Here is a 20917-nt window from a genome sequence, read left to right as displayed (position 1 = left end):
TGGCCGAACCAGTGCCGTCGAGCAAGGTGGTGCCGCTGACGGTCACGGCTTTCGCATTGCCCGCATTCTTGTCGCTGAAGGCCGCCGTCTGGCCGCCGATGGCCAGGGTTTCATCGCCCACCAGGCCGGCCAGGCTGCCGCCGATCAGTTGCGCCACCGCATTGCCATCGTAGACCTTGTTGCCCGCCACCTGGCCCGTCACCGCCAGGGCTTTCGGCGTGATGCTGGCCGTCAAGCCGGTCGGATTGGCCACCGTATAGTTGCTGGCCGAACCAGTGCCGTCGAGCAAGGTGGTGCCGCTGACCGTCACGGCTTTCGCATTGCCCGCATTCTTGTCGCTGAAGACCGCCGTCTGGCCGCCGATGGCCAGGGTTTCATCGCCCACCAGGCCGGCCAAGCTGCCGCCGCTCAGCTGCGCCACCGCATTGCCGTCGTAGACCTTGTTGCCGGCCACCTGGCCCGTCACCGTCAGGGCTTTGGGCGTGATATCGGCCGTGCCGCTGGATACATTACTGCCCAGGATATAGTTGCCAGCATCCGCACCAGCCAGCGTGATGCCGCTAACCATCACAACCTTGGCCGTGCCAGCATTCTTGTCGCTGAACAAAGCAGAGCCTGCGACACTCAAGCTGTCGTTGCCAATAATGCCATCGAAGGTCGCCGTGCCATTCAAGGTGGCGGTTCTCAAGCCATCATAGGTCTTGTTGCTGACGCCCACGTTCGACACGCTGCCGATGCTGGCCTTGGCGATATCGGCCACGCCGCTGGACGTCGTGCTGCCCAGCATGTAGTTGCCCGCATCCGCGCCAGCCAGGGTAATGTTGCTGACGTTCACCGTTTTGCCCGTGCCCGCATTCTTGTCGCTGAATTCGCCATTGCCCGCCACCGTCAGGCTGTCGTCGCCGAAGATGCCGGTGAAGGTCGCCGTGCCATTCAAGGTGGCCGTTTTCTGGCCATCATAGGTCTTGTTGTTGACGCCCACGTTCGACACGCCGCTGATGCTGGCCTTGGCGATATCGGCCACGCCGCTGGACGTCGTGCTGCCCAGGAGGTAGTTGCCCGCATCCGCGCCGCCCAGGGTGATGTTGCTGACGTTCACCGTTTTGCCCGTGCCCGCGTTCTTGTCGCTGAAGGCGCCATTGCCCGCTACCGTCAGGCTGTCGCCATTGACCATGCCATTGAAGGTCGCCGCGCCGTTGAGCGTGGCCGTGGCTGAGGCATCGTAAGTCTTGTTGTTGACGCCCACGTTCGACACGCTGCCGATGCTGGCCTTGGCGATATCGGCCACGCCGCTCGATGTCGTGCTGCCCAGCATGTAGTTGCCCGCGTCCGCGCCACCCAGGGTGATGCCGCTGACATTGACGGTCTTGCCCGTGCCCGCATTCTTGTCGCTGAATTCGCCATTGCCCGCCACCGTCAGGCTGTCGTCGCCGAAGATGCCGGTGAAGGTCGCCGTGCCATTCAAGGTGGCCGTTTTCTGGCCATCATAGGTCTTGTTGTTGACGCCCACGTTCGACACGCCGCTGATGCTGGCCTTGCTGATGTCGGCATGCACGTTGCCCGGACTGGTGAAAGTGTAGTTGCTGGCCAGGCCAGTGCCATCCTGCAAGATCGTGCCGCTGATCGCGACCACCTTGCCCGTGCCGGCGTTCTTGTCGCTGAAACTGCCCACGCCGCCGCTGAAGCTCAGCGTTTCACCCGCGACCATGCCGCTCAAGGTACCGCCCGACAAGACTGCCGCCGTCGTGCCATCATAGACTTTATTGTCGGCTGTCACACCGGAAAGCGTGACGGCCTTGGGCGTGATATTCGCCGTGGCAGTGGCCGCATTATTGCTAAAATTATAATTTCCCAGGTCGCTGCCGGACAAGGTGATATTGCTGATATTGACGGCCTTGTTGGTCCCAACGTTTTTATCCGTAAAGGCGCCGTTCGCACTGGACAATTGCACGTCGTCACCGGCAATCTTGCCATTGATCACAGCCAAGCCGGCACTGAGGCTGGCGCTGAGGTTGCCGTTATAGACCTTGTCCTCGGCGCTCAAGCCAGTAATGCCGGTAATCGTTGCTTTCGCAATATCGCCCGTCAAGCCGCCAGGCGCGCTCAGCGTGTAGTTGCCTGCCAGGCCGCTGCCATCGCTGAGGGTCACGCCGCCGATCGTAATGGTCTTGCCCGTGCCAGCATTCTTGTCGCTGTAGCTGGCGCCCTGCACAGCAAAGCCCAGGGTTTCCGCATTGACCAGGCCATTCAAGGTGCCGCCGGTCAGGTTTGCATCGGCCGTGCCGTCGTAGACCTTATTGTTGCCGCTCAAGCCCGTCAGCGTCAGCGCCTTGGCAGTGATATCGGCTGTGCTGCCGGCCGTGCTGCTGGCCAGGTTGTAGTTGCCCGCGTCCGTGCCGCCCAGCACGATGCCGCTGATGCTGACCGCCTTGCCTGTGCCCGCATTCTTGTCGCTGAAACTGCCGCTGGCGGCCGACACGTTCAGGGTATCGCCGCCCACCATGCCCGCAAACGTGGCGCCCGCCGTGTTCAGGCCAGCCGTGGCAGTGCCGTCATACACTTTATTTCCAGCAACAATACCGCTCACGCCGCTGATGGTGGCCTTGCTGATGTTGGCTGTGCTGCTGGCCAAAGTATTGGTGAAATTATAATTGCCAGCATCCGTGCCGCCCAGGGTAATGCCGCTGATATTGACTGTCTTGCCATTGCTGGCGTTCTTGTCGGTAAAGCTGCCGCTGGCGCCCGAGACCGTCAAGCTGTCGCCACCGACCATGCCCGTAAACGAAGCCCCTGCCGTGTTCAGGCTGGCGGCCACGCCGCCGTCGTACACTTTATTTCCAGCAACGATACCGGCCACGCCGGTGATGGTGGCCTTGCTGATATCGGCGGTGCTGCTGGCCGTGGCATTGGTCAAATTGTAGTTGCCAGCGTCCGTGCCGCCCAGCACGATGCCGCTGATGCTGACCGCCTTGCCGGTCGCGGCGTTCTTGTCGCCAAAGCTGCCGCTGGCGCCCGACACGCTCAGGCTGTCGCCGCCCACCATGCCCGCAAACGTGGCGCCCGCCGTGTTCAGGCTGGCCGTGGCAGTGCCGTCATACACTTTATTTCCAGCAACAATGCCGCTCACGCCGCTGATGGTGGCCTTGCTGATATTGCCCGTCAAGCCGTTCACGGGCGCCAGCGCATAGTTGCCCCCGGCGCTGCCGCCCAGGGCAGCGTTGACCGTCACGGCGATGCCGTTGCCCGCATTCTTGCTGGCGTACGTGCCATTCACGGTCGAACTGACATTGGCCAGGTCGCCCGCCAGCACGCCGTTCAGGGTGCCGCTGATGGCGGCCACGGTGGTGCCGTCGTACACCTTGTCGCCCACCGCCGCGCCGCTCAGGGTGACCGACTTGGGCGTGATCACCAGGCCGCCATCGATATAGCTGATGGCGTAGCCGGACTGGCCGCCCGACGAGTACAAGCCGCTGGCCGACACGCCATACGTGCCCGCATTCACGGCGCCAGCGGCATTGCCCGCATACACGGGCGTGCCCAGCAGGCTGGCGCCCGCCACCGTGTTCGAATACGTGACGCTATTGCTGCCGCCTGCGTAGGCCACGCCGTCATACACCTTGCTGTCGTAGGAAACGCGCACGGCGACCTGCTTCATGAACGAGCGCAGGAAAGGCGCGCTCTGGCCGTCGTAGACTACCCACATCTGCCCCAGCTCCCAGCCGGCGCCGGTGTAATTCGACAGGTTTTTCAGCTGCGCCGTCGTCTTGCCCGTCCCGCCCATACTATTCGCCTGGCCGCTGGCCACCGTGTCCCAATAGCTGCCCGTGACGCTGCCCGCATTGGCGCCCACCAGGCCGCCCACATTGCTGGTGCCGCTCACGCCGCCATTCGCATAGCTGTTGGCGATGCTGCCGCCATTGCTGCCGACCAGGCCGCCAACGGTGCTGGTGCCGCTCACGGTGCCGCTCGCATAGCTGTCCACCACCGTGCCCGTATTACTGCCCACCAGACCACCGCCGGTGGAGGTGCTCGTCACGCCGCTGGTGGCAAAGCTGCCGCTGATCGTGCCCGCATTGCTGCCGGCCAGCGCGCCCACATTGGTGCCGCCCGCCACGCTGCCGCCGGACAGACCCACGTTCGCCACCGCCCCGCCGCTGCCGATGGCGCCGAACAGGCCCACATCGCTCACGCCCGCCTTGGCGATATTCAAATTGGAAATGATATGGCCTGTGCCGTCCAGGCTGCCCGTAAAGGCCGAAGCCGCCGTGCCGACGGGGATGAAGCCCGTGCTGCCCCACACATCGTTGCCATTCGCCGCCGTGCCGGCCGCGCTGAAGCTGCTGCCCAAGGTGTAGCTGGCAGCCTTGTTCATCGCCATCAATTGCAACTGGTGCGTGGAATTGATGGTATTCGACCACTCCGACGCCAGCATCGGGCGCGTGCCGGCGGCCGCGCCATTGATCGAACCGTCGCCGCTGACGATGACCCAGTTGTTGCCCGTCGCACCTGCCGTACTGGTGAAATTGAATCCCGTGAAATTACTCCCTTGCAACATCTGCGCCGCACTCAAGCCCTGGGCCACGGTGCTTGCGCCATTGCTGACCACACCAACGGCGCTTAACCCCGAATTCAGGATGTTGTTGAAATAGGCATTGACGATGGAGCCACCATTGTGGTCGCCGACAATGGCGCCGTTATTGATGCCGGTCGTCGTGAGCTTGCCCGAATAATATGTATTGGTGAGGGCAACACCGATGTTGTAGCCCACCACGCCGCCCACGGTGGAGTTGCCCGTCACGTTGCCCGTCGCATAGCTGTTGCTTATCGGGCCAGCAGACACCCCGACCAGGCCGCCGAGATTATTCGTCCCGGTCACATTGCCAGTGGCATAGCTATTCGTTACCGCGCCGCTTTCTATCCGCCCCACCAAGCCACCCAGGCCGGAAGTTCCCGTGACATTGCCCGTCGCATAGCTGTTCGTGACCGTGCCGCCACCCGTGTTAATGGCTGCCAGGCCGCCGCCGTAGCTGCCGCCAGCACTGCCGACGCTGATGGCGCCCGTGGCGTAGCTGTCGCTGATCGTGCCGCGGTTGAATACGGCCAGGCCGCCTGCGAAATAGTTGGTAGAGGTGGTGGCCACGGCGCTGGAACTGCCCTTGATCAAGCCGCCGGCCGCATTCACGCCGACCAGGCCGCCGGCGGCGCCATACGCGCCGGCAACAACGGTGCCGGCGGCGCGGCTGTTGCTGAGCGTGCCGGCATTGGTGCCCACCAGCGCGCCCATGTTGATGTAGCCGGAACCATGCACGGCGCCGCTGCTGGACACATTTTCGATGGTGCCGTTATTGCGGCCCGCCAGCGCGCCGATGTCGGTATACGCGGCACCGTACGCGGCCTGCGAACCCGAAATATTGACATTGCTCAAGCTTAGGTTGCGCACGCTGCCAGCCACGCCAATATTGCCGAACATCGCCGCCGGCGTCTCGGGGCGGTTGATGGTCAAGCCATACAGTTCATGGCCCAGGCCGTCAAACTTGCCGGTAAACGGCGTCCCGGCGCTGCCGATCGGCACAAAGCCCTGGCCGCCGTCCCAGCCGGAGGTGCCGCGCGCGTCGATATTGCTACCCAGCACATAGTTGCCGGACAAATTGCCCTGCATGCCTTGCACGTCGCTGCCGGTCGTGCTGTTGAAGGCGCCCAGGCTGTTGATCACCTGATACACGGTCACGCTGCCGTTACTGCCCAGCTTGGTGCTGAAGTTATTCCCCGATGGCAAATCCACTTCGGCCTTGACGTTGTACGTGGACAGATTGCCGGCGGCGAGCCCGCTCTGGCCATATTCCAGCGCCAGGCTGGCCGTGCCCGCGCCGCGCATGGCCTTGTTGATATTGATATTGTTCTGTGCCGTCAGGGTCAGCTTGTTGGCCGTCCAGTTGACGTTGTCATTGACGTTGATGTTGCCCTGCGTGCCGCTGCCGCCCGAGATGCTCTGGATCTGCACGTTGCCCGATTTCAAGGAGTTGCTGAGGAAGGCGCCCGTCATGTCGCCGCCGGAGACGGCGATATTGAAGTCGGTCGGGTCGATCAGCCAGGTGCCGGACAGGCCCTTGCTTGAGGCCGTCGTCACCTTCAGCGCATCGTCGATCTTCACGTGCGCGGCCGAGGTGTCGACGAAGCCGCCATTGCCTTCAGCGGGCGCGCTGGCGTCCAGGGTGCCGCCCGCGTGCACCGTGCCGCTTTGCATGTCACCCAGCAACTTGATCGTGCCGCCGCGCGTGTCGATGGTATGCGCCTCGATCACGCCCGTGTTGTTGACCACGGTTTTCAGCAAGTCGCCCGCCGCCTGCGCCGTCAACACGACGCTGCCGCCGTCCGCCTTGATCATCCCGCCATTGTTGACCAGCGCGCCCACGGCGCCCTGGTCCACCGCCACGTTCAGCAAGCCGTCGCCGGCCACATCGAGCGTGATGGCGCGGCCCGCCGCCAGGGCCACCGAACCCAGGCGCGCCTGGATCGTGCCTTCGTTCGAGACGTTGGCGCCCAGCAAGGCCACATAGCCGCCCGGCGCGCTGATCGAACCCTGGTTCAGTACCTTGCCGCTACCGTTGCCGCTAAATTTGTAATTGCCGGCCATGAAGTCGGCATTGGAAATATCCAGCGTGGACGCCACCAGGCCCGCCGTGTTCACGGACGCGCCCCGGCCGAACAGCACGCCGTTCGGGTTGACGATGAACACCTTGCCATTGGCCGACAAGTTGCCCAGGATGGTCGTGCCGTCGCTGCCCAGCACGCGGTTCAGGGCCACCGCATTGCTGTTGGGCTGCTGGAACTGCACCGACTCGCCCTTGCCGATATTAAAACTGGCCCAGTTGATCACGGCATTCTGGCTGCCCTGCCGGATCACCGTCGCGCCCGGCGCGCCGTTGATCGTTGCCTGCCCCGCCACCACCGTGCCGCCCGCCGGCCCCGCCAGGGCCAGCGAGCCATAGCCGAGCATCAGGGCCGCCGCCATGCCGGTCAAGGCAAAATGCGCCCCGCCACCGCTGCTGCCGGGCATCGAGCGCTTGCCGGCGGATTTGACGTTTTCGGAAACGGCGGCGTAGGCGCCGGTGGCCTGGTTCCAGATGGAGCGGTAGATGCGGTTCATGGCAGTGTCCTGATTGTATTAACTTGTCTTAATTAGAAGTATTTGACGGCTTGCAGCCAGAAACGGCCTGCCGCATCGGGTGCCGAGGTCGCCTTGGCATTGCCCAGCTTGTGCGCGTAATACGCCTTCAGCACGAGCGCATTGGCGCCCGTCCACGTCACGCCCACGCCGGCGCCGCTCAGGGTGCGGCGGTTGTCGCCAGCGCTCCAGGCCTCATGGTTCAGCTTGACGGTGCCCGTATCGGCAAAGGCCAGCACCTGCAGCTGGCCAGGAAAGGCCGTGAACGCCGTCACGTTCTGGCGCAATTCCAGATTCAGCACGTAGCCCTGGTCGCCATACGCCTCGCCGCCCGGATAGGCGCGCACGCCGCCCACGCCGCCGATGCCCATCTTTTCCGAGACATCGAGGTTTTTCGATGCTGCCTGGCCACTGATGGTGCCGAACAAGCTCGTCTCGCCGCCCAGGCTTTGCACGCGCGCCGCGTTGAAGCTGAGCTTGTTGAAGTGGCCGTTGCTGTTGGCCGTCGCGCGGTCGAGCAGCAAGGCATCGAGCGTCCCGATATCGATCTTGCCCGTGGTGTACGTGACGGAATAGGTGCTGACGCCACCGCCGCCCCAGCCGTCCTTGCCGTCGCCATTCAGGTTCAGCATCCACACCCTGGCCGTCTTGTCGTTGACGCTGCCCGTCGATTCCGTCCGGTCCTGGAAGGTCTTGTCGTCATAGCTGACCTGCGCATACAGATTGTTGCTGCGCGAACGGATCAGCGGATAACTGCCGTAGGCGCTGGCGATCTTGGCCGTGCCCTTGGCGTCGAGCACGGCAAATTCCTTGCCCAGCTTGTAATCCATGTACGTGTAGGCGCCGCCCAGGCGCAGCAAGCCCGCCTGTCCCTGATAGGCCAGGCGGCCATAGTTCAGGCCGTCGGCCGACGTGAAGGCGCGCACGGTGGCCACGTCGCCGATGCCGGCCAGTTCATTGATGTTCAGGGTGGCGCCGATGCGGTTGCGGCCCGTGTAGCGGTTGCCCTGGTTGTCCAGGTCGATGCTGCCGTTGAAGCGCGCGCCGGGCTGCACGTCGACGATCAGGTCGGACGCCCCCAGAGACGCCCCCGGCGCCAGGGTCGAGCTGACCTGCACGCCCGGCAAGTCCGACAGCAGCAGCAAGCGCCGCTCCAGCGGCGGCGTGGAAATCACCTGCCCATCCAGGCCGGCCAGCAGCGTGCCGGCCAGGCCGTCGGACAGATTGCTCTGGTTGCGCAGCTGCACCTGGCCATACCGGCCCGGCAGCACGTCGATGGCGACGACGCCATCGTGGATGTCTTGCGCGGGCAGATACGCCTGCGCCAGGAAATAACCGCGGTTCTGATAATAGCTGGCAATTTTGGACGCCATGGCGCGCAGCTCGCCCAGGGTCAGCTCGCTGCCGGGGACAAAACCCGTGGCAGCGACCAGTTCGCTCTCGGCAAACACGGGCGGCGCCGCGATACGCAGGCGCTGCACGCTGATGCGCGTGGTATCGCCCACCGTGGTGGCCGGCACGTTGCCCTGCTGCACGCGGATGGCTGGCGGCACTTTCGGCAACTGTGGCGCGGTGGGAATCTGCTGCAGCTGGCTGCCGGCATTCGGGGGATCGACGGCCCAGGCGGTCTGGATCAGCGCCAGCAAGGTCAGTGGAAGTAATTTGGTATTCAAGGTCATCCTTTCAGGCGGCGCGCCCGCGCCAGGCACGCCGTTTCCGGCGGCACTGGCGGGGAATACAAGAGCGTGAAGAAAGATATTCTTTTGCTACCAATGTTAAATAAAATAGCAACAGGAGAATAAAATTCTCAACAGCAACATTGATCCATTTTAGCGCGCCATGAGAAGAGAAAATACTTGCCTGGGGGACTGATTCACTACATTGGTGCAGCCCAAACACGAACATCGGAAAAATCCTCAAAGTCGCGGGAAAATGCACCTTTCCACCAAGAAATTCGTTGTCTTCATGCAACAAATCTTCCGCAACATGACTATCGACATGCTACTTTTCGCAGCACAAATAGTTATTCCAATGACGACTTATTGATATTGTCGCAAGATAAAACAATGTTATTGTTTTGCATACACCGATTCTCTTTCCATGAAGCAATTTCTTGCCCCACAAGAGCGTGTAACATTCTTGTAAAAATGAGTTATTAATGAATTAATTCCCGCCATGGAATGCTTGAAAAATACAGGCGTGACAGCCAGCCGGCATGTCGGACACAAGACCGACCTACCGGCTGCGCGGAGGAAGAGAGGTGAAGTGCGCTGGCGTGCCGCGCTGGCCAGGCGCTACCTGGACAGCACGTATTTCGCCAGGGCCGCCGCATCGGCTACACTGAGCTGGCTGAACGGCGGCATGGGCACGGGCCCCCATTTGCCGGCGCCGCCGCTGCGGATATTCGCCGCCACGGCGGCAACGCCGTCCTTGCCCTTGTAGCGGGCGGCCACCTCGGCAAAGCCGGGGCCGACCACTTTCTGGTCGAGGGCGTGACAAGCCATGCAGCCATTTGCCGCCAGCAAGGTTTTCACATCCTTGCCGCCAGCGGCCGGGACAGCCGCTACGGCGGGCTTCGTTGCGGCGGCGGGCGCTGCGGCGCCCCGCTCCGCTCCATAGGTTTTCACCAGGTAGTCGACCATGGCCGGCATGTCCGCGTCGTCAAACTGGGCGCCGAACGGCTTCTTCATCTTCTTGACGGTCGCTTCCCAGTAGGCGCGCGGCGAGGCGGGCGGCTGGCTCGACGCGTACTGGGCCGCGTGGCACGTCATGCAGTTGCGCTGCACCAGCTGGTAGCCGGGCAATTCGCTGGGTTTATAGGCCGCCGTTTCCGGCGGCAAGTGGATGTCCAGCGCGCACGCGCCGCCCGCCGCCGACAGTGCCAGCGCGGCAAGTATTATCTTCATATGATTCTCCTCAGACTGCCTGAATGCGCGTAGTTTCCACCACATTGCGCATATAACCCATGGGATTCCACAGGGCTTTCATGGGCTGGCTCTGGCCGATGCGGTTGACGGCGCGCACCATCAGCACGTGCTTGCCCTTGCGCGGCGCCTTCATGACCATCGTCCACTCGCGGAACGAGAAGCGGCCCAGGTCCTTGCCCAGCGTTGCTTCCTGCCACGTCTGGCCGCCGTCTGCCGATACCGTCACCTCGCTGATGCCCTGCCCGCCATCGAAGGCGATGCCGCGCAAGGCCAGGTCGTGCCCCGCCTTCACTCGCGCGCCATCTTGCACGCTGGTAATGAAGGAGCGCACGTTGAGGCGGCTGATCGGCGTCGTCTTGCCCACGGGCGTGCCCGGCTCGATGAAGCCGGAACCGTTGTCGGGGATGCGGTAGCCCGTGCTCATCCAGAAGCCGTCGAACGGCTTGTCCAGCACCGTGATGTCGCTCAGGTGCTTGACCCAGTAAGTGCCATAGTAGCCCGGCACGATCAGGCGCAGCGGATAGCCGTTGAGGAAAGGAATGTCCTCGCCATTCATGGCCCAGGCCAGCAGCACGTCGCCAGCCATGATGTGCTCGACGGACAAGGCTTTCTGGAAGTCGGGGCCGTCGCCCACGGGCGGCGTTTCCAGGCCATTGAAAGCCACCTGCACGGCACTGGCCGCGATGCCGGCCTTTTCCAGCACGGTTTTCAGGGGGACGCCCGTCCAGCGGGCATTGCCCATGGCGCCATTGCCCAGCTGCCCGCCATTCGCGCGCGGAGCGAAGAAGCCGCGGCTGTTGCCCGAACATTGCGTCACGGCCACCACGTCGACGGGGTCGGCCAGCTGTTTCAGTTCCGCCAGCGACAGCTCCAGCGGCGTCTTGACGAGGCCGCCGATGCGCAAGCGGTAGCTGCCGCCGTCTATGCTGGTGGGCAAGCCACTCCAGTGATAGCGCACGAAGAACGCGTCGTTGGGCGTGATGGCCCCCTCGTTGAACACGCTGAACGGCGTTTCCAGCTGGGGCGGGCGGCTGGTCAGCAGGATCAGCGGGCGCTTTTGCGGAAAGGCCACCAGTTCGCGCTCGCCGTTTTCAAACGGCAAGGTGACAGAGGCAGCCGTGGCTGACCCAGGTCCCGCCACGGCGGCGGCGCCCAGGGCGGCCGTCGTGCGCAGGAAGCGGCGCCGGCTGGCGGGCAACAAAGTCGTATCAGACATGTTTGAGCTCCACTTTGGTATCGGCGGAGGCACCGCCGTTGCGGTCATCGTTGACCAGCTTCTTGATGTAGTACATGACGCTCATGATGACCACGCTCAACAAGCCGAACCAGAACGACACGCGCTGCTCCGTATCGGACGACACGCTCATGGCCCCCAGGATCACCAGCATGGCGATGATGGTGAAATACGTAAGATAGGGGAAAAGCCACATGCGTACCTTGATGCGTTCCGGGCATTCGCGTTCCAGGCGGCGGCGCAGGCGCAATTGAGATATCGCAATAAGCAGGTACACGAACAGGATCAGAATGCCGTAGGAATTGACGATGAAGGGGAAGACCAGGTCGGCCGACACATACGAGACGGCAATGGCAAAGTAGGCGAACAAGGTGCTGAACAAAATGGCGCGAATCGGCACGCCGTTCTTACTCAGCTTGACCAGGCCCGTGGGGGCATCGCCGCGGCGCGTCAGCGCAAAGATCATGCGCGACGAGGCGTACAGGCTGGAATTCAGCGCCGACAGCACGGCCGTCAAAATGATGGCGTTCATGATGTGGGCCGCGTACGGGATATTCATGACGGTCAGGGCGCTGACGAAGGGCGTGGCGATGGCCGGCGAATCCCAGGGCACGATGCAGACGACGACAAACATGGAACCGACATAAAACATCAGCACGCGGGTGACGACGGAATTGGTGGCGCGGGCGATGGCCTTGGCCGGGTCCGACGTTTCGGCGGCGGCGATGGTGACGATTTCGGCGCCCGAATAAAAGGCCGTGGCGGCCACGGCGCCGCTCAGTACGGGGCCCCAGCCGTGCGGCATGAAGCCGCCATGGCTGGTCAAAAAGCCCAGGCTTGGGATGCTGTTGGGCAAGCTGCCCGTGAGGAACAGGGCGCCGACGAACAGGAAGACGATGATGGCGACCACCTTGATCGAAGCGAACCAGAACTCGAATTCGCCGAACGCTTTCACCGAGAACAGGTTCAGCACCGTCATCGACACGAGCAAGACCAGACTGATGGACCACGATGGCACGTCGGGCAGCCAGAAGTTGACCAGCTTGGCGCCGGCGATGGCTTCCAGGGCCACGACGACGACCCAGAAATACCAGTACATCCAGCCGCTCATGAAGCCGAGGAATTTCGACACTTTCGGCTTGTCGTCGAAGGCCAGGCGCGCATATTCGTAAAAGGAGCCGACCACGGGCAGGGACGAAGCCAGCTCGCCCAGCATGCGCATGATCAGGACGACCAGGCCGCCCGTGAGCAAGAAGGAAAGGATGGCGGCCGGGCCGGCAGCCTTGGCGATGACGCCGCTGCCAACGAAAAGGCCGGCGCCGATCACGCCGCCGATGGCGATCATGCTCATGTGGCGTTGCTTCAGCGAGTGCTGCAAGCCGGTACTGTTATGCGATTCGCTAATCATGTTTTGTCTCCTGAAAATCTCTGAAGCCCGGTGCGCCCTGCCTGCTGCGGCTTGCTCTTGCCGCGCGGCTTTGTTTTATTTAGGCAACACCGTCAAGCAGCATCGATACATCGTGTGAATCAGTCTGGTTGGCCGCATTCCATAAGTCAATCTGGAAATGCAGCGGCCCGGCGCGGCGCCCAAGGGGCAAGCGCGCTGGAGGGTAAGTACGGCTTATTGCGGATTAAAAAAAGGGAGCGGCGGCAACACTTGTGGCGTGCGCGCCACTCCCGGGAACGTCTTACACCTTGCCCTTCCATGGCACGAGGGTACGTTCGAGGTAGCGCATCATCAAATCAAACAGGAAAGCGAAGAAGCCGATCACGATGATGCCCATGATCACCACATCGCTGGCGAGGAACTCGGAAGCACTGAGCACCATGTAGCCGAGGCCGCGCGTGGCCGCCACCATCTCGCCCGCCACCAGGGTGGTCCAGCCCACGCCGATGCCGATGCGCATGCCGGTGAGGATTTCCGGAATCGCCGCGCGCAAAATTACGTGCACGATGACCTGGAAGCGGGTGGCGCCCATCGAGTACGCGGCGTGGATTTGCTCCAGCGACACGGAGCTGACGCCGGCGCGGGCCGCGATGGCCATCGGCGCGAAGATGGCCAGGAAGATCAGGTAGACCTTCGAAAACTCGCCGATGCCGAACCAGATGATGACCAGTGGCAAGTAAGCGAGGGGCGGCAGCGGGCGGTAGAACTCGATCAAGGGGTCGAAGATGCCGCGTGCCACGCGGTTCACGCCCATCATCACGCCGATGGGGATGGCAAACAGGCAAGCCAGACCGAAGGCGCCGAACACGCGCACCAGACTGGCGACCGTGTGTTCCCACAGGGTGGCGCCGCCGAACCCGGTGGTGGCTGCCATGATGAATTTTTCATACACGGCTTGCGGCGAAGGTAAAAACAAGGGTTTCACCATGCCGCTGGCCGTCACGCCAAACCACAGCAGCAGCACGGCGATGACGGTGACGGTGGCGATGCGGCTGGAATTGCCCTGCCCCGGCGCGCCGAACGCTTCGCCGGGCATGGCGCAGCGGGGAGCGAACAGGCGGCCAAAAAAGCCGGCGCGCTTGGCGTTGGTGGGAGGAAATCCCACGGCGGATGGGCTATGCATGGGACACCTCCAGCTCTTTATTGACGGCGCGCTCGTCGCCATAAATGATGTTGAGCACTGTTTCGCGCATCTTGATGAAGTCCGGGCTCGATTTCACGGCGCGCGCATCGCGGCATTCGAGGAAGCGCTTGTTGAAATCGAGTTCATACGTGTGCGTGATGCGGCCCGGACGGGGCGACATGACGATCAGCCGGTTCGCCAGGAACAGCGCCTCGTCGACGCTGTGGGTAATGAAGAAGAACATGGTGCTGGACTTGGCCCAGATATCGAGCAGCAATTCCTGGATGGTTTCGCGCGTCAGCGCGTCGAGCGCCGCCATCGGTTCATCCATCAGCAGCATGGCGGGATTGCTGGTCAGGGCGCGGGCGATGCCCACCCTTTGCTGCATGCCGCCAGACAACTGGTAGATCATATTGTCGTGAAAGTCCTTCAAGCCGACCAGCGCCAGGTTTTTCGCCGCCTGTTCGCGCCGCACGGCTTTCGGCACGCCTTGCAGCTTCAGGCCGAATTCCACGTTTTCCATGACGTTCAGCCACGGCAGCAAGGCATGTTTCTGGAACACAACGCCACGGTCGGCGCCCGGCCCTTCCACTTTATTGTCCCCGAGCATGATTTCACCCTTGGACGGGGCGATAAAGCCCGCCATCAGGCTCAGCAAGGTTGTCTTGCCACAACCGGAAGCACCGAGCGCGACGACGAAGTCGCCGCTATTAATGGTGAGATTGATATTATTTAAGGCATGTACGCGTTCACCGGCCGTCTTGCCCGGATAAATCACGCTGACATCCTTGACGTACAGATTTTCCATCGTGTCCCCACAGTTCTGTTCAACGCACTCTGTTCAGTCAGCGCGCCCGCAGGCGCGCCATCGCACAACGTTTACTTCAGCAGGCCGGCGGCCTGTGCATACCTGGGTGTCACATATTTGGCGTAGTCAGGGGCCAGCGTATCGATCTTGCCTTCGCCCTTCAAAAATTGCGCCGTGGCCAGCAAGGCTTGCGCCACGCCGCCCTTTGCGCCGCCACCGAGCCAGGCCGGCGAAGCCTGTTCCTGCAAGGATGGATAGGCGTACAGGGCCACGGAAGCGGCCACGTCCTTGGCAGCCGCGCCCGAATGCTTGACGTTGGCTTTCACTTGCGGCGAATCGATGGTCCACGCCTTCGGATTGGCGCGGTAGTCGGCGTCGGCAGCGGCCATCACCTTGACGAACTTGGCCATGAAGTCCGCGTTCGCTTCGCCCCAGGCGCGCTCGACGGCCATGCCGTCAAACGTGGCCTTGCCCTTCTTGCTCAGTTCGCCGGAAGTGACGAGCACCTTGCCGTTTTGCTTGAGTTTGCTCAAGGCCGGATCCCACACGAAGGCGGCATCGATGTCGCCCCGTTCCCAGGCGGCGGCGATCTGGTTCGGCTGCATGTTGAGCAACTTCACTTCCGTGGGCTTGATGCCCCACGTTTCCAGCGCGAACATGGTGTGGAAGTGCGTGGTGGAAACAAATGGCACGGCGATCTTCTTGCCGCGCAAGTCGGCCGGTTTGGTGATGCCGGCGCCGTTGCGGGCCACCATCGCTTCCGCTTCATTGATGTCGTCGATGATCCAGAACAGCTGCAGGTCGACGCCGCGGCTGACGGCCGCCGTCAATGGGCTGGAACCGATGACGCCGATCTGCACGTCGCCCGATGCCATGCCCGTGGCCACCTTGGCGCCCGAGTCGAACTTGCGCCAGTTGATTTTATAGCCGGTGGTTTTTTCCACTTCGCCGCTGGCGATCGCCACCAGGAACGGGCCGTTGATTTCCTGGTAGGCAATCGTCACTTCCTTGCCTTGCGCGAAGGCCGTGCCGCTTGAAGCGACCGCCACGCCCAGCACCAGGGTGCCGAGGACGGCGCGGCGCAGCGTTGAAAAAACCGTTTTGCTCGGGGTTTTGCTCGGGGTTTTGCTCGGGGTTTTGCTCGTGTAGGTGTTCATGTCTCACTCCAAGTTATTGTTATGTGTGAACGTTCGGGCAATCTCATCCCTTTCGGGAGGCGCCGCTGTTTGCTCTTTGTCAACCATGCGGCGGCTTAGTACGGCTACTGCTATTACTATTTAAAAAACTTCATCCTTCAAGTGATACCAGCGGTACAGGAAGCGCTGGCCCAGGCGGCGGAACGGGGCGAACGCTTGCGACTCGACCAGTTCCATCATGTTGGGATACGGCAATTTCGAATTAAAGATCGGCAAGCCCGTGTCGCTGGCCTTGCCCGCGATGCGCTCGGCCATGCGCCGGCCCGCCTGCGCCGAATACATGACGCCGTTGCCGCCGTAGCCGAGCGAATAGAAGATCGATTGCTTCGGGTCCGGCTGCACGATGCGCGGCATCATGTCGTGGCTGACGTCGACCCAGCCCCACCACGAATAATCGATGGGAATACCGGTCAGCGCGGGGAACTTGCGGTGCAGATCGTTGATCAAAAACTGTTTATATCTGTCGTCCGGCGCGTCGGCGCCCGTGATGGCGCTGCGGCTGCCGATCTGCACGCGGTTGTCCGGCATCAAGCGGTAGTAGTGGCGCAAGATGCGCGTATCCGTGATCACCTGGTGGGTGCGGAAATTGCACGCCTCGATTTCCGCCGGGGTCAACGGGCGCGTGACGATGGAATTCGACAAAATCGGCAGCAGCCGGTTTTTCACCTGCGGATGCAGGTGGGGCGAGGTGTAGCCGCCCGTGGCCACGGCCACGGAACGGGCACGCACCACGCCACCCGGCGTTTGCAGGTAATGCACGCCGTTGCGCGTTTCCCAGCCCATCACGGGGCTCGATGGATGCACTTTGGCGCCCAGCGCGCGCGCCTTGCGCAGGTAGCCGAAGGCCAGCTTGCCCGCGTGGATGCCGATGCCTTCCGGCTCGTGCAGGGCGCCCGCCGCTTCCTTGTCGTCGACGAATTCGCGCTTGACGGTGTCGGCGTCGAGGATGCGCGCGTCGTACTTGAAGATCTCGCGCATGACCTTTGCTTCTTTTTCCAGCGCGGGCATGGCTTTCGCCTTGTGGGCGATGTACAGGTGGCCGCCCGGCTGCGGGTCGCAATCGATGTCGGCCGTGATCTTCTTGAAGGTTTCCATGGCGTCGCACACTTCCGTGTGCAGTTTCAGGGCCGTGTCCATGCCGTAACGGGCGATCCACTGCGAGCGCTTCAGGCGGCCCGTCGTGCATTGCGCCTGGCCGCCGTTGCGCGTGCTGCAGCCCCAGCTGACCCGGTTCGCTTCCAGCACGGTGGCCTTGATGCCGTGTTCCTGAGCAAGAAAGATGGCGCAGGAGAGACCGGTAAAACCCGAGCCGATGATGGCCACGTCGACGTCGATGTCATGCGTGATGGGGCCGTCGTCGGCGGGCGGTTCGCCGGCCGTGCCGATCCAGTAGGTGGGCGCGTAGGCATTGCCGTGGCCGGGCCGCTGGGCCACGAGCGGATCGAAGGCGGGATCATAGGCCGTGCGGGCGGCGGTGCTGTTGCCCAGTACGTCAGATGGGGTGTCGACAGGTTTGTTCATGATCATTCCCGGTGAACGTACTGGCTCAAGCTTTGACGACGGGTGGGCGATCCTTGCGGAAGGCGTTCTTCACGGCAATCTTGCCGTCGCGGAAGGTGAAGATGTCGACCATGCGCGCCTCGATGCGCGTGCCATCCGCCTTGGTGCCGGCAAAGGTCGACTCCGTCACGCCGCGCTGGCCGCTGACGAAGTGCACGGGGTTGAGCCAGGCGGCGTCGGGAAAGGTTTGCCAGGCCAGCTCGAAACCGGCGCGCACGGCGTCGCGGCCGATAAAACTCTTGCCCAGCAAGTCAGGACCGGCGACGGCGTGGAATTCGCAGTCGTCAGCCATGGCGGCCATCAGGGCCTCGATATCGTGGCGGTTCCAGGCATCGCCGAACGCTTGCAGGAAGTCGATGGTGACGGCGTCGGTGTGCGGTACAGGGTGGTTCATGGTGGTCTCCGTAAATCGTTTTTGATACGCTACGTTCCGTTTTTTGTCTTTTATTGAATTTAAGCCTTAAGCATGGCCTTGTCAAATCAAATAATCCAAAAAACGGGACGTCTTGTATTCTTTAATGAAATTATGATGTTTTCGTGACAATCTGTGAGAATTTGGTCACAGGCCAGATCCTCACAGGGCCGCTGACTTAAACATAGTCTTTATATTTGTCCAGGTGACGAATCGGTTTGCTCAGCGCATCGCGGCGGAACGGGTCGCCCAGCTCGCGCGTGCACATGATTTCAATGATGGTGGTCTTGCCTTCATTCATCTGCATGTCGATCGCCTTCTTCAGGGCCGGCCCCACGTCTTCCAGCTTGTCGACCGTGATGCCTTCGGCGCCCATGGCGCGCGCAATTTCCGCGAAGCTCTGGTTGTCGAGCTCGCCGGCCACGAAGCGGCGGTTGTAGAAATCGACCTGGTTCTTCTTTTCCGCGCCCCACTGGCGGTTGTGGAACACCACGGCCGTGACGGGAATGTTGTGGCGCACGCAAGTCATCGTTTCCATCAGGCTCATGCCCCAGGCGCCGTCGCCCGCATACGACACGGCCGGACGGTGCGGCGCGGCAACTTTCGCGCCGATAATCGTCGGGAACGCGTAGCCGCAGTTGCCAAAGCTCATCGCCGCAAAGAAGCTGCGCGGCTTCTCGAAGCGCAAGTAACTATTCGCCACCGAGTTGATGTTGCCGATATCGGTCGACACCATCACGTCTTCCGGCATGGCTTTTTCCAGCTCGCGCAAGACCTGGCGCGGGTGCAGATAGTTGCCCGGCTCTTTCTTTTGCTCTTCGATCATGTCCAGGCTGTACGCATCCTTTTCGTGCGTCCAGTTGGTCAATTCTTCTTCCCACGCGGCCTTTTCCGCTTGCACGGTGGCATAGCGCGCGTCGCGCGTGGCATCGCAGTCGAGCGTCTTGCCGTCCAGGCGGGCCAGAATCGCTTTCGCGGCCGCCTTGGCGTCGCCGCAGATACCGACCGAAATCTTTTTGACCAGGCCCAGCATCTTGTTGTCGGCGTCGATCTGGATGATCTTGGCGTTCTTCGGCCAGTAATCCATGCCGTGCTGCGGCAAAGTGCCGAACGGTCCCAGGCGCGAACCGAGGGCGACGACGACGTCGGCCTGGGCGATCAGTTTCATCGCCGCCTTCGAGCCTTGATAACCGAGCGGACCGCACCACAGCGGGTGGCTGGCGGGAAACGAGTCATTGTGCAGGTAGCTGTTCACCACGGGCGCGCCGAGGCGCTCGGCCAGGGCCTTGCATTCCTCGATCGCTTCGCCCATGACGACGCCGCCGCCCGAAATGATCACGGGGAACTTGGCCTTGGCCAAGAGCTCGGCCGCATCGTTCAGGCTTTGCTCGCCGCCGGCGCCGCGGTCCAGGCGGTTCGGTTTCGGGATTTCCGCCTTGATTTCGCCATAAAAATAGTCGCGCGGGATGTTCAATTGCGTCGGGCCCATTTCCGACATGGCGCGGTCGAAGCAGCGGCCCGTGAATTCCGCCATGCGGGCCGGATTGGTGACGTGGCCTTGATATTTCGTAAATTCCTCGAACATCGGCAGCTGGTTCGCTTCCTGGAAGCCGCCCAGGCCCATGCTCATCGTGCCCGTTTCCGGCGTGATGATGACGACGGGCGTGTGCGCCCAGTAGGCGGCGGCAATGGCCGTGACGCAATTGCTGATGCCGGGGCCGTTCTGGCCGATGACGACGCCATGGCGGCCCGAGACACGGGCATAGCCGTCAGCCATGTGGCCGGCGCCCTGCTCGTGCACGACGGGGATCAAACGGATGCCGGCCGGCGCGAAGATGTCCATCGGGTCCATGAAGGCCGAGCCCATGATGCCGAACATGTCGGTCACGCCATTGGCGGCCAGGGTTTCCACGAACGCTTCGGAAGGCGTCATCTTTTGCGGCCCGGTGGGGGTGGCCGCTGCGGCGGCGGCTTTTTGCTCGGTCATGTCATTCATGGGTGTCTCCTGGTCTGTAGTGATGAACTTAAGCTAAATTATCAAAAAACGGTATATTTTGTTCCGAAATTTGATATACAATTCAATTTAAGCGCTCGGCAATCAAAAGTCAAACAGAATTTCGAGGAAACGGTACAATTTGAGTTCGAAAATGAAATAAGCTGATGTAACACTCAGAGCTACCCAACCGAGGCCACCATGGACATGATTTCATCCCCAAAACTTGAGCCGGAAAAACTGGAAGGCGACACGCCCACGATGCGTTTGTTTGCCTTGCTGGAAGTGATTGCCGAGAAAGACCAACTGCTGTCGCTGCAAGCGCTGGTGGAAGAAACGGGGCTGCCGAAGCCCACCCTGCACCGCATGCTGCAACAGCTGGAAAGCGTGGGCGTGCTGCAGCGCGAAAGCGACGGCCGCCACTACAGCACGGGCGTGCGCCTGCGCCGCCTGGCGTCTAACCTCTTGATTAACAACACTTTCCATGGCGCCCGCCGCATGGTCTTGCGCCAGCTGGTCGAGGAAGTGGGCGAAAGCTGCAACCTGACGGCCTTCAGCGGCAGCGAAGTGGTGTACCTGGACCGGGTGGAAACGGCGGCCCCGCTGCGCTTCTACCTGCATCCCGGTTCACGCGTGCCGGCCCACTGCTCGTCGAGCGGCAAGCTGTTCCTGGCGCAGATGACGCCCGTGCAGCGGCGCCGCCTGCTGGGCCACATGGAATTGACGCGCTTTACGGACAAGACGGAAACGGACCCCGCCAAGCTGGAGCGCGAACTGGAACTGGTGCGCCGCAACGGCTATGCGCTGGACGACGAGGAATTCCTGCCCGGCCTGCTGTGCGTGGCCGTGCTGGTGCCGAACCCGAACGGCCGCTCGAACCTGGCCGTGGCGATCCAGGCGCCCATCATCCGTTTGACGCACGACAAGGCTTTACATTTCTTGCCAGCATTGCAACGCGCCGCGCAAGCCCTGGCCGCCATCGAATCGGAAACCATGCCGACGACGGGCGGGGACGACGACGCATTGCAAACAGGTAATTCATAACCGCTGCG

The 20917-nt window shown here is 62.3% G+C and carries 13 protein-coding genes; 1 reads left to right on the top strand and 12 read right to left on the bottom strand.

Annotated features, from left to right (window positions below; all coding sequences use genetic code 11):
• The 12 genes from AC07X6_RS27155 to xsc all read right to left on the bottom strand — a co-directional run.
• A partial coding sequence (locus AC07X6_RS27155; protein ID WP_494793027.1) for a YDG domain-containing protein occupies nucleotides 1-7147 on the bottom strand: 7147 nt, incomplete at its 3' end.
• Between the two features lie 32 nt (nucleotides 7148-7179).
• Nucleotides 7180-8838: a ShlB/FhaC/HecB family hemolysin secretion/activation protein gene (locus AC07X6_RS27150; RefSeq protein WP_494793026.1), complete on the bottom strand. Its 1659-nt coding sequence runs from the start codon at nucleotides 8836-8838 to the stop codon at nucleotides 7180-7182.
• A 10-nt stretch (nucleotides 8839-8848) separates the two neighbouring features.
• Nucleotides 8849-9136 carry a hypothetical protein gene (locus AC07X6_RS27145; protein WP_494793025.1) on the bottom strand — a complete coding sequence of 96 codons (288 nt, stop codon included), beginning with the start codon at nucleotides 9134-9136 and terminating at the stop codon, nucleotides 8849-8851.
• Between the two features lie 323 nt (nucleotides 9137-9459).
• Nucleotides 9460-10071, bottom strand: a complete 612-nt coding sequence (gene sorB / locus AC07X6_RS27140) for a SorB family sulfite dehydrogenase c-type cytochrome subunit (protein WP_494793024.1) — start codon at nucleotides 10069-10071, stop codon at nucleotides 9460-9462.
• 10 nt (nucleotides 10072-10081) lie between these two features.
• A complete protein-coding gene (sorA, locus tag AC07X6_RS27135) occupies nucleotides 10082-11308 on the bottom strand; it encodes a SorA family sulfite dehydrogenase catalytic subunit (protein WP_494793023.1) in 1227 nt (408 codons plus the stop codon).
• A complete protein-coding gene (locus tag AC07X6_RS27130; protein ID WP_474290399.1) occupies nucleotides 11301-12734 on the bottom strand; it encodes an amino acid permease in 1434 nt (477 codons plus the stop codon). The genes sorA and AC07X6_RS27130 overlap by 8 nt, the downstream gene beginning before the upstream one ends.
• Before the next feature lie 280 nt (nucleotides 12735-13014).
• Nucleotides 13015-13809, bottom strand: coding sequence for an ABC transporter permease subunit (locus tag AC07X6_RS27125; RefSeq protein ID WP_051959683.1), 795 nt, complete (start codon nucleotides 13807-13809; stop codon nucleotides 13015-13017).
• A gap of 79 nt (nucleotides 13810-13888) precedes the next feature.
• Nucleotides 13889-14704: a taurine ABC transporter ATP-binding protein gene (locus AC07X6_RS27120; protein ID WP_070219220.1), complete on the bottom strand. Its 816-nt coding sequence runs from the start codon at nucleotides 14702-14704 to the stop codon at nucleotides 13889-13891.
• A gap of 71 nt (nucleotides 14705-14775) precedes the next feature.
• Nucleotides 14776-15861, bottom strand: a complete 1086-nt coding sequence (gene tauA, locus AC07X6_RS27115) for a taurine ABC transporter substrate-binding protein (RefSeq protein ID WP_494793022.1) — start codon at nucleotides 15859-15861, stop codon at nucleotides 14776-14778.
• 120 nt (nucleotides 15862-15981) lie between these two features.
• Nucleotides 15982-17421 carry an NAD(P)/FAD-dependent oxidoreductase gene (locus tag AC07X6_RS27110; RefSeq protein ID WP_230541660.1) on the bottom strand — a complete coding sequence of 480 codons (1440 nt, stop codon included), beginning with the start codon at nucleotides 17419-17421 and terminating at the stop codon, nucleotides 15982-15984.
• Between the two features lie 25 nt (nucleotides 17422-17446).
• Nucleotides 17447-17854 (bottom strand): nuclear transport factor 2 family protein, encoded by a 408-nt coding sequence (locus AC07X6_RS27105; protein ID WP_230541661.1) that lies wholly within the window; start codon nucleotides 17852-17854, stop codon nucleotides 17447-17449.
• Between the two features lie 196 nt (nucleotides 17855-18050).
• A complete protein-coding gene (gene xsc / locus AC07X6_RS27100) occupies nucleotides 18051-19859 on the bottom strand; it encodes a sulfoacetaldehyde acetyltransferase (protein ID WP_493046807.1) in 1809 nt (602 codons plus the stop codon).
• Between the two features lie 213 nt (nucleotides 19860-20072).
• Between xsc and AC07X6_RS27095 the strand changes: the two genes are divergently transcribed.
• Entirely contained in the window at nucleotides 20073-20909 is an 837-nt protein-coding gene (locus AC07X6_RS27095; protein ID WP_475413612.1) for an IclR family transcriptional regulator, read from the top strand.
• Nucleotides 20910-20917: the final 8 nt, after the last annotated feature.

The sequence above is a fragment of the Janthinobacterium sp. GW460-12-1-14-LB5 genome (genome assembly GCF_059423585.1).
This window is presented reverse-complemented; position numbering and strand designations above follow the sequence as displayed.

What these genes read in the sequence shown, in the direction of transcription:
- sorB (WP_494793024.1), bottom strand. Translation starts at nt 10,071, where the DNA reads ATGAAGATAATACTTGCCGCGCTGGCACTGTCGGCGGCGGGCGGCGCG.
- sorA (WP_494793023.1), bottom strand. Translation starts at nt 11,308, where the DNA reads ATGTCTGATACGACTTTGTTGCCCGCCAGCCGGCGCCGCTTCCTGCGC.
- AC07X6_RS27130 (WP_474290399.1), bottom strand. Translation starts at nt 12,734, where the DNA reads ATGATTAGCGAATCGCATAACAGTACCGGCTTGCAGCACTCGCTGAAG.
- AC07X6_RS27125 (WP_051959683.1), bottom strand. Translation starts at nt 13,809, where the DNA reads ATGCCCGGCGAAGCGTTCGGCGCGCCGGGGCAGGGCAATTCCAGCCGC.
- AC07X6_RS27120 (WP_070219220.1), bottom strand. Translation starts at nt 14,704, where the DNA reads ATGGAAAATCTGTACGTCAAGGATGTCAGCGTGATTTATCCGGGCAAG.
- tauA (WP_494793022.1), bottom strand. Translation starts at nt 15,861, where the DNA reads ATGAACACCTACACGAGCAAAACCCCGAGCAAAACCCCGAGCAAAACC.
- AC07X6_RS27110 (WP_230541660.1), bottom strand. Translation starts at nt 17,421, where the DNA reads ATGAACAAACCTGTCGACACCCCATCTGACGTACTGGGCAACAGCACC.
- AC07X6_RS27105 (WP_230541661.1), bottom strand. Translation starts at nt 17,854, where the DNA reads ATGAACCACCCTGTACCGCACACCGACGCCGTCACCATCGACTTCCTG.
- xsc (WP_493046807.1), bottom strand. Translation starts at nt 19,859, where the DNA reads ATGACCGAGCAAAAAGCCGCCGCCGCAGCGGCCACCCCCACCGGGCCG.
- AC07X6_RS27095 (WP_475413612.1), top strand. Translation starts at nt 20,073, where the DNA reads ATGATTTCATCCCCAAAACTTGAGCCGGAAAAACTGGAAGGCGACACG.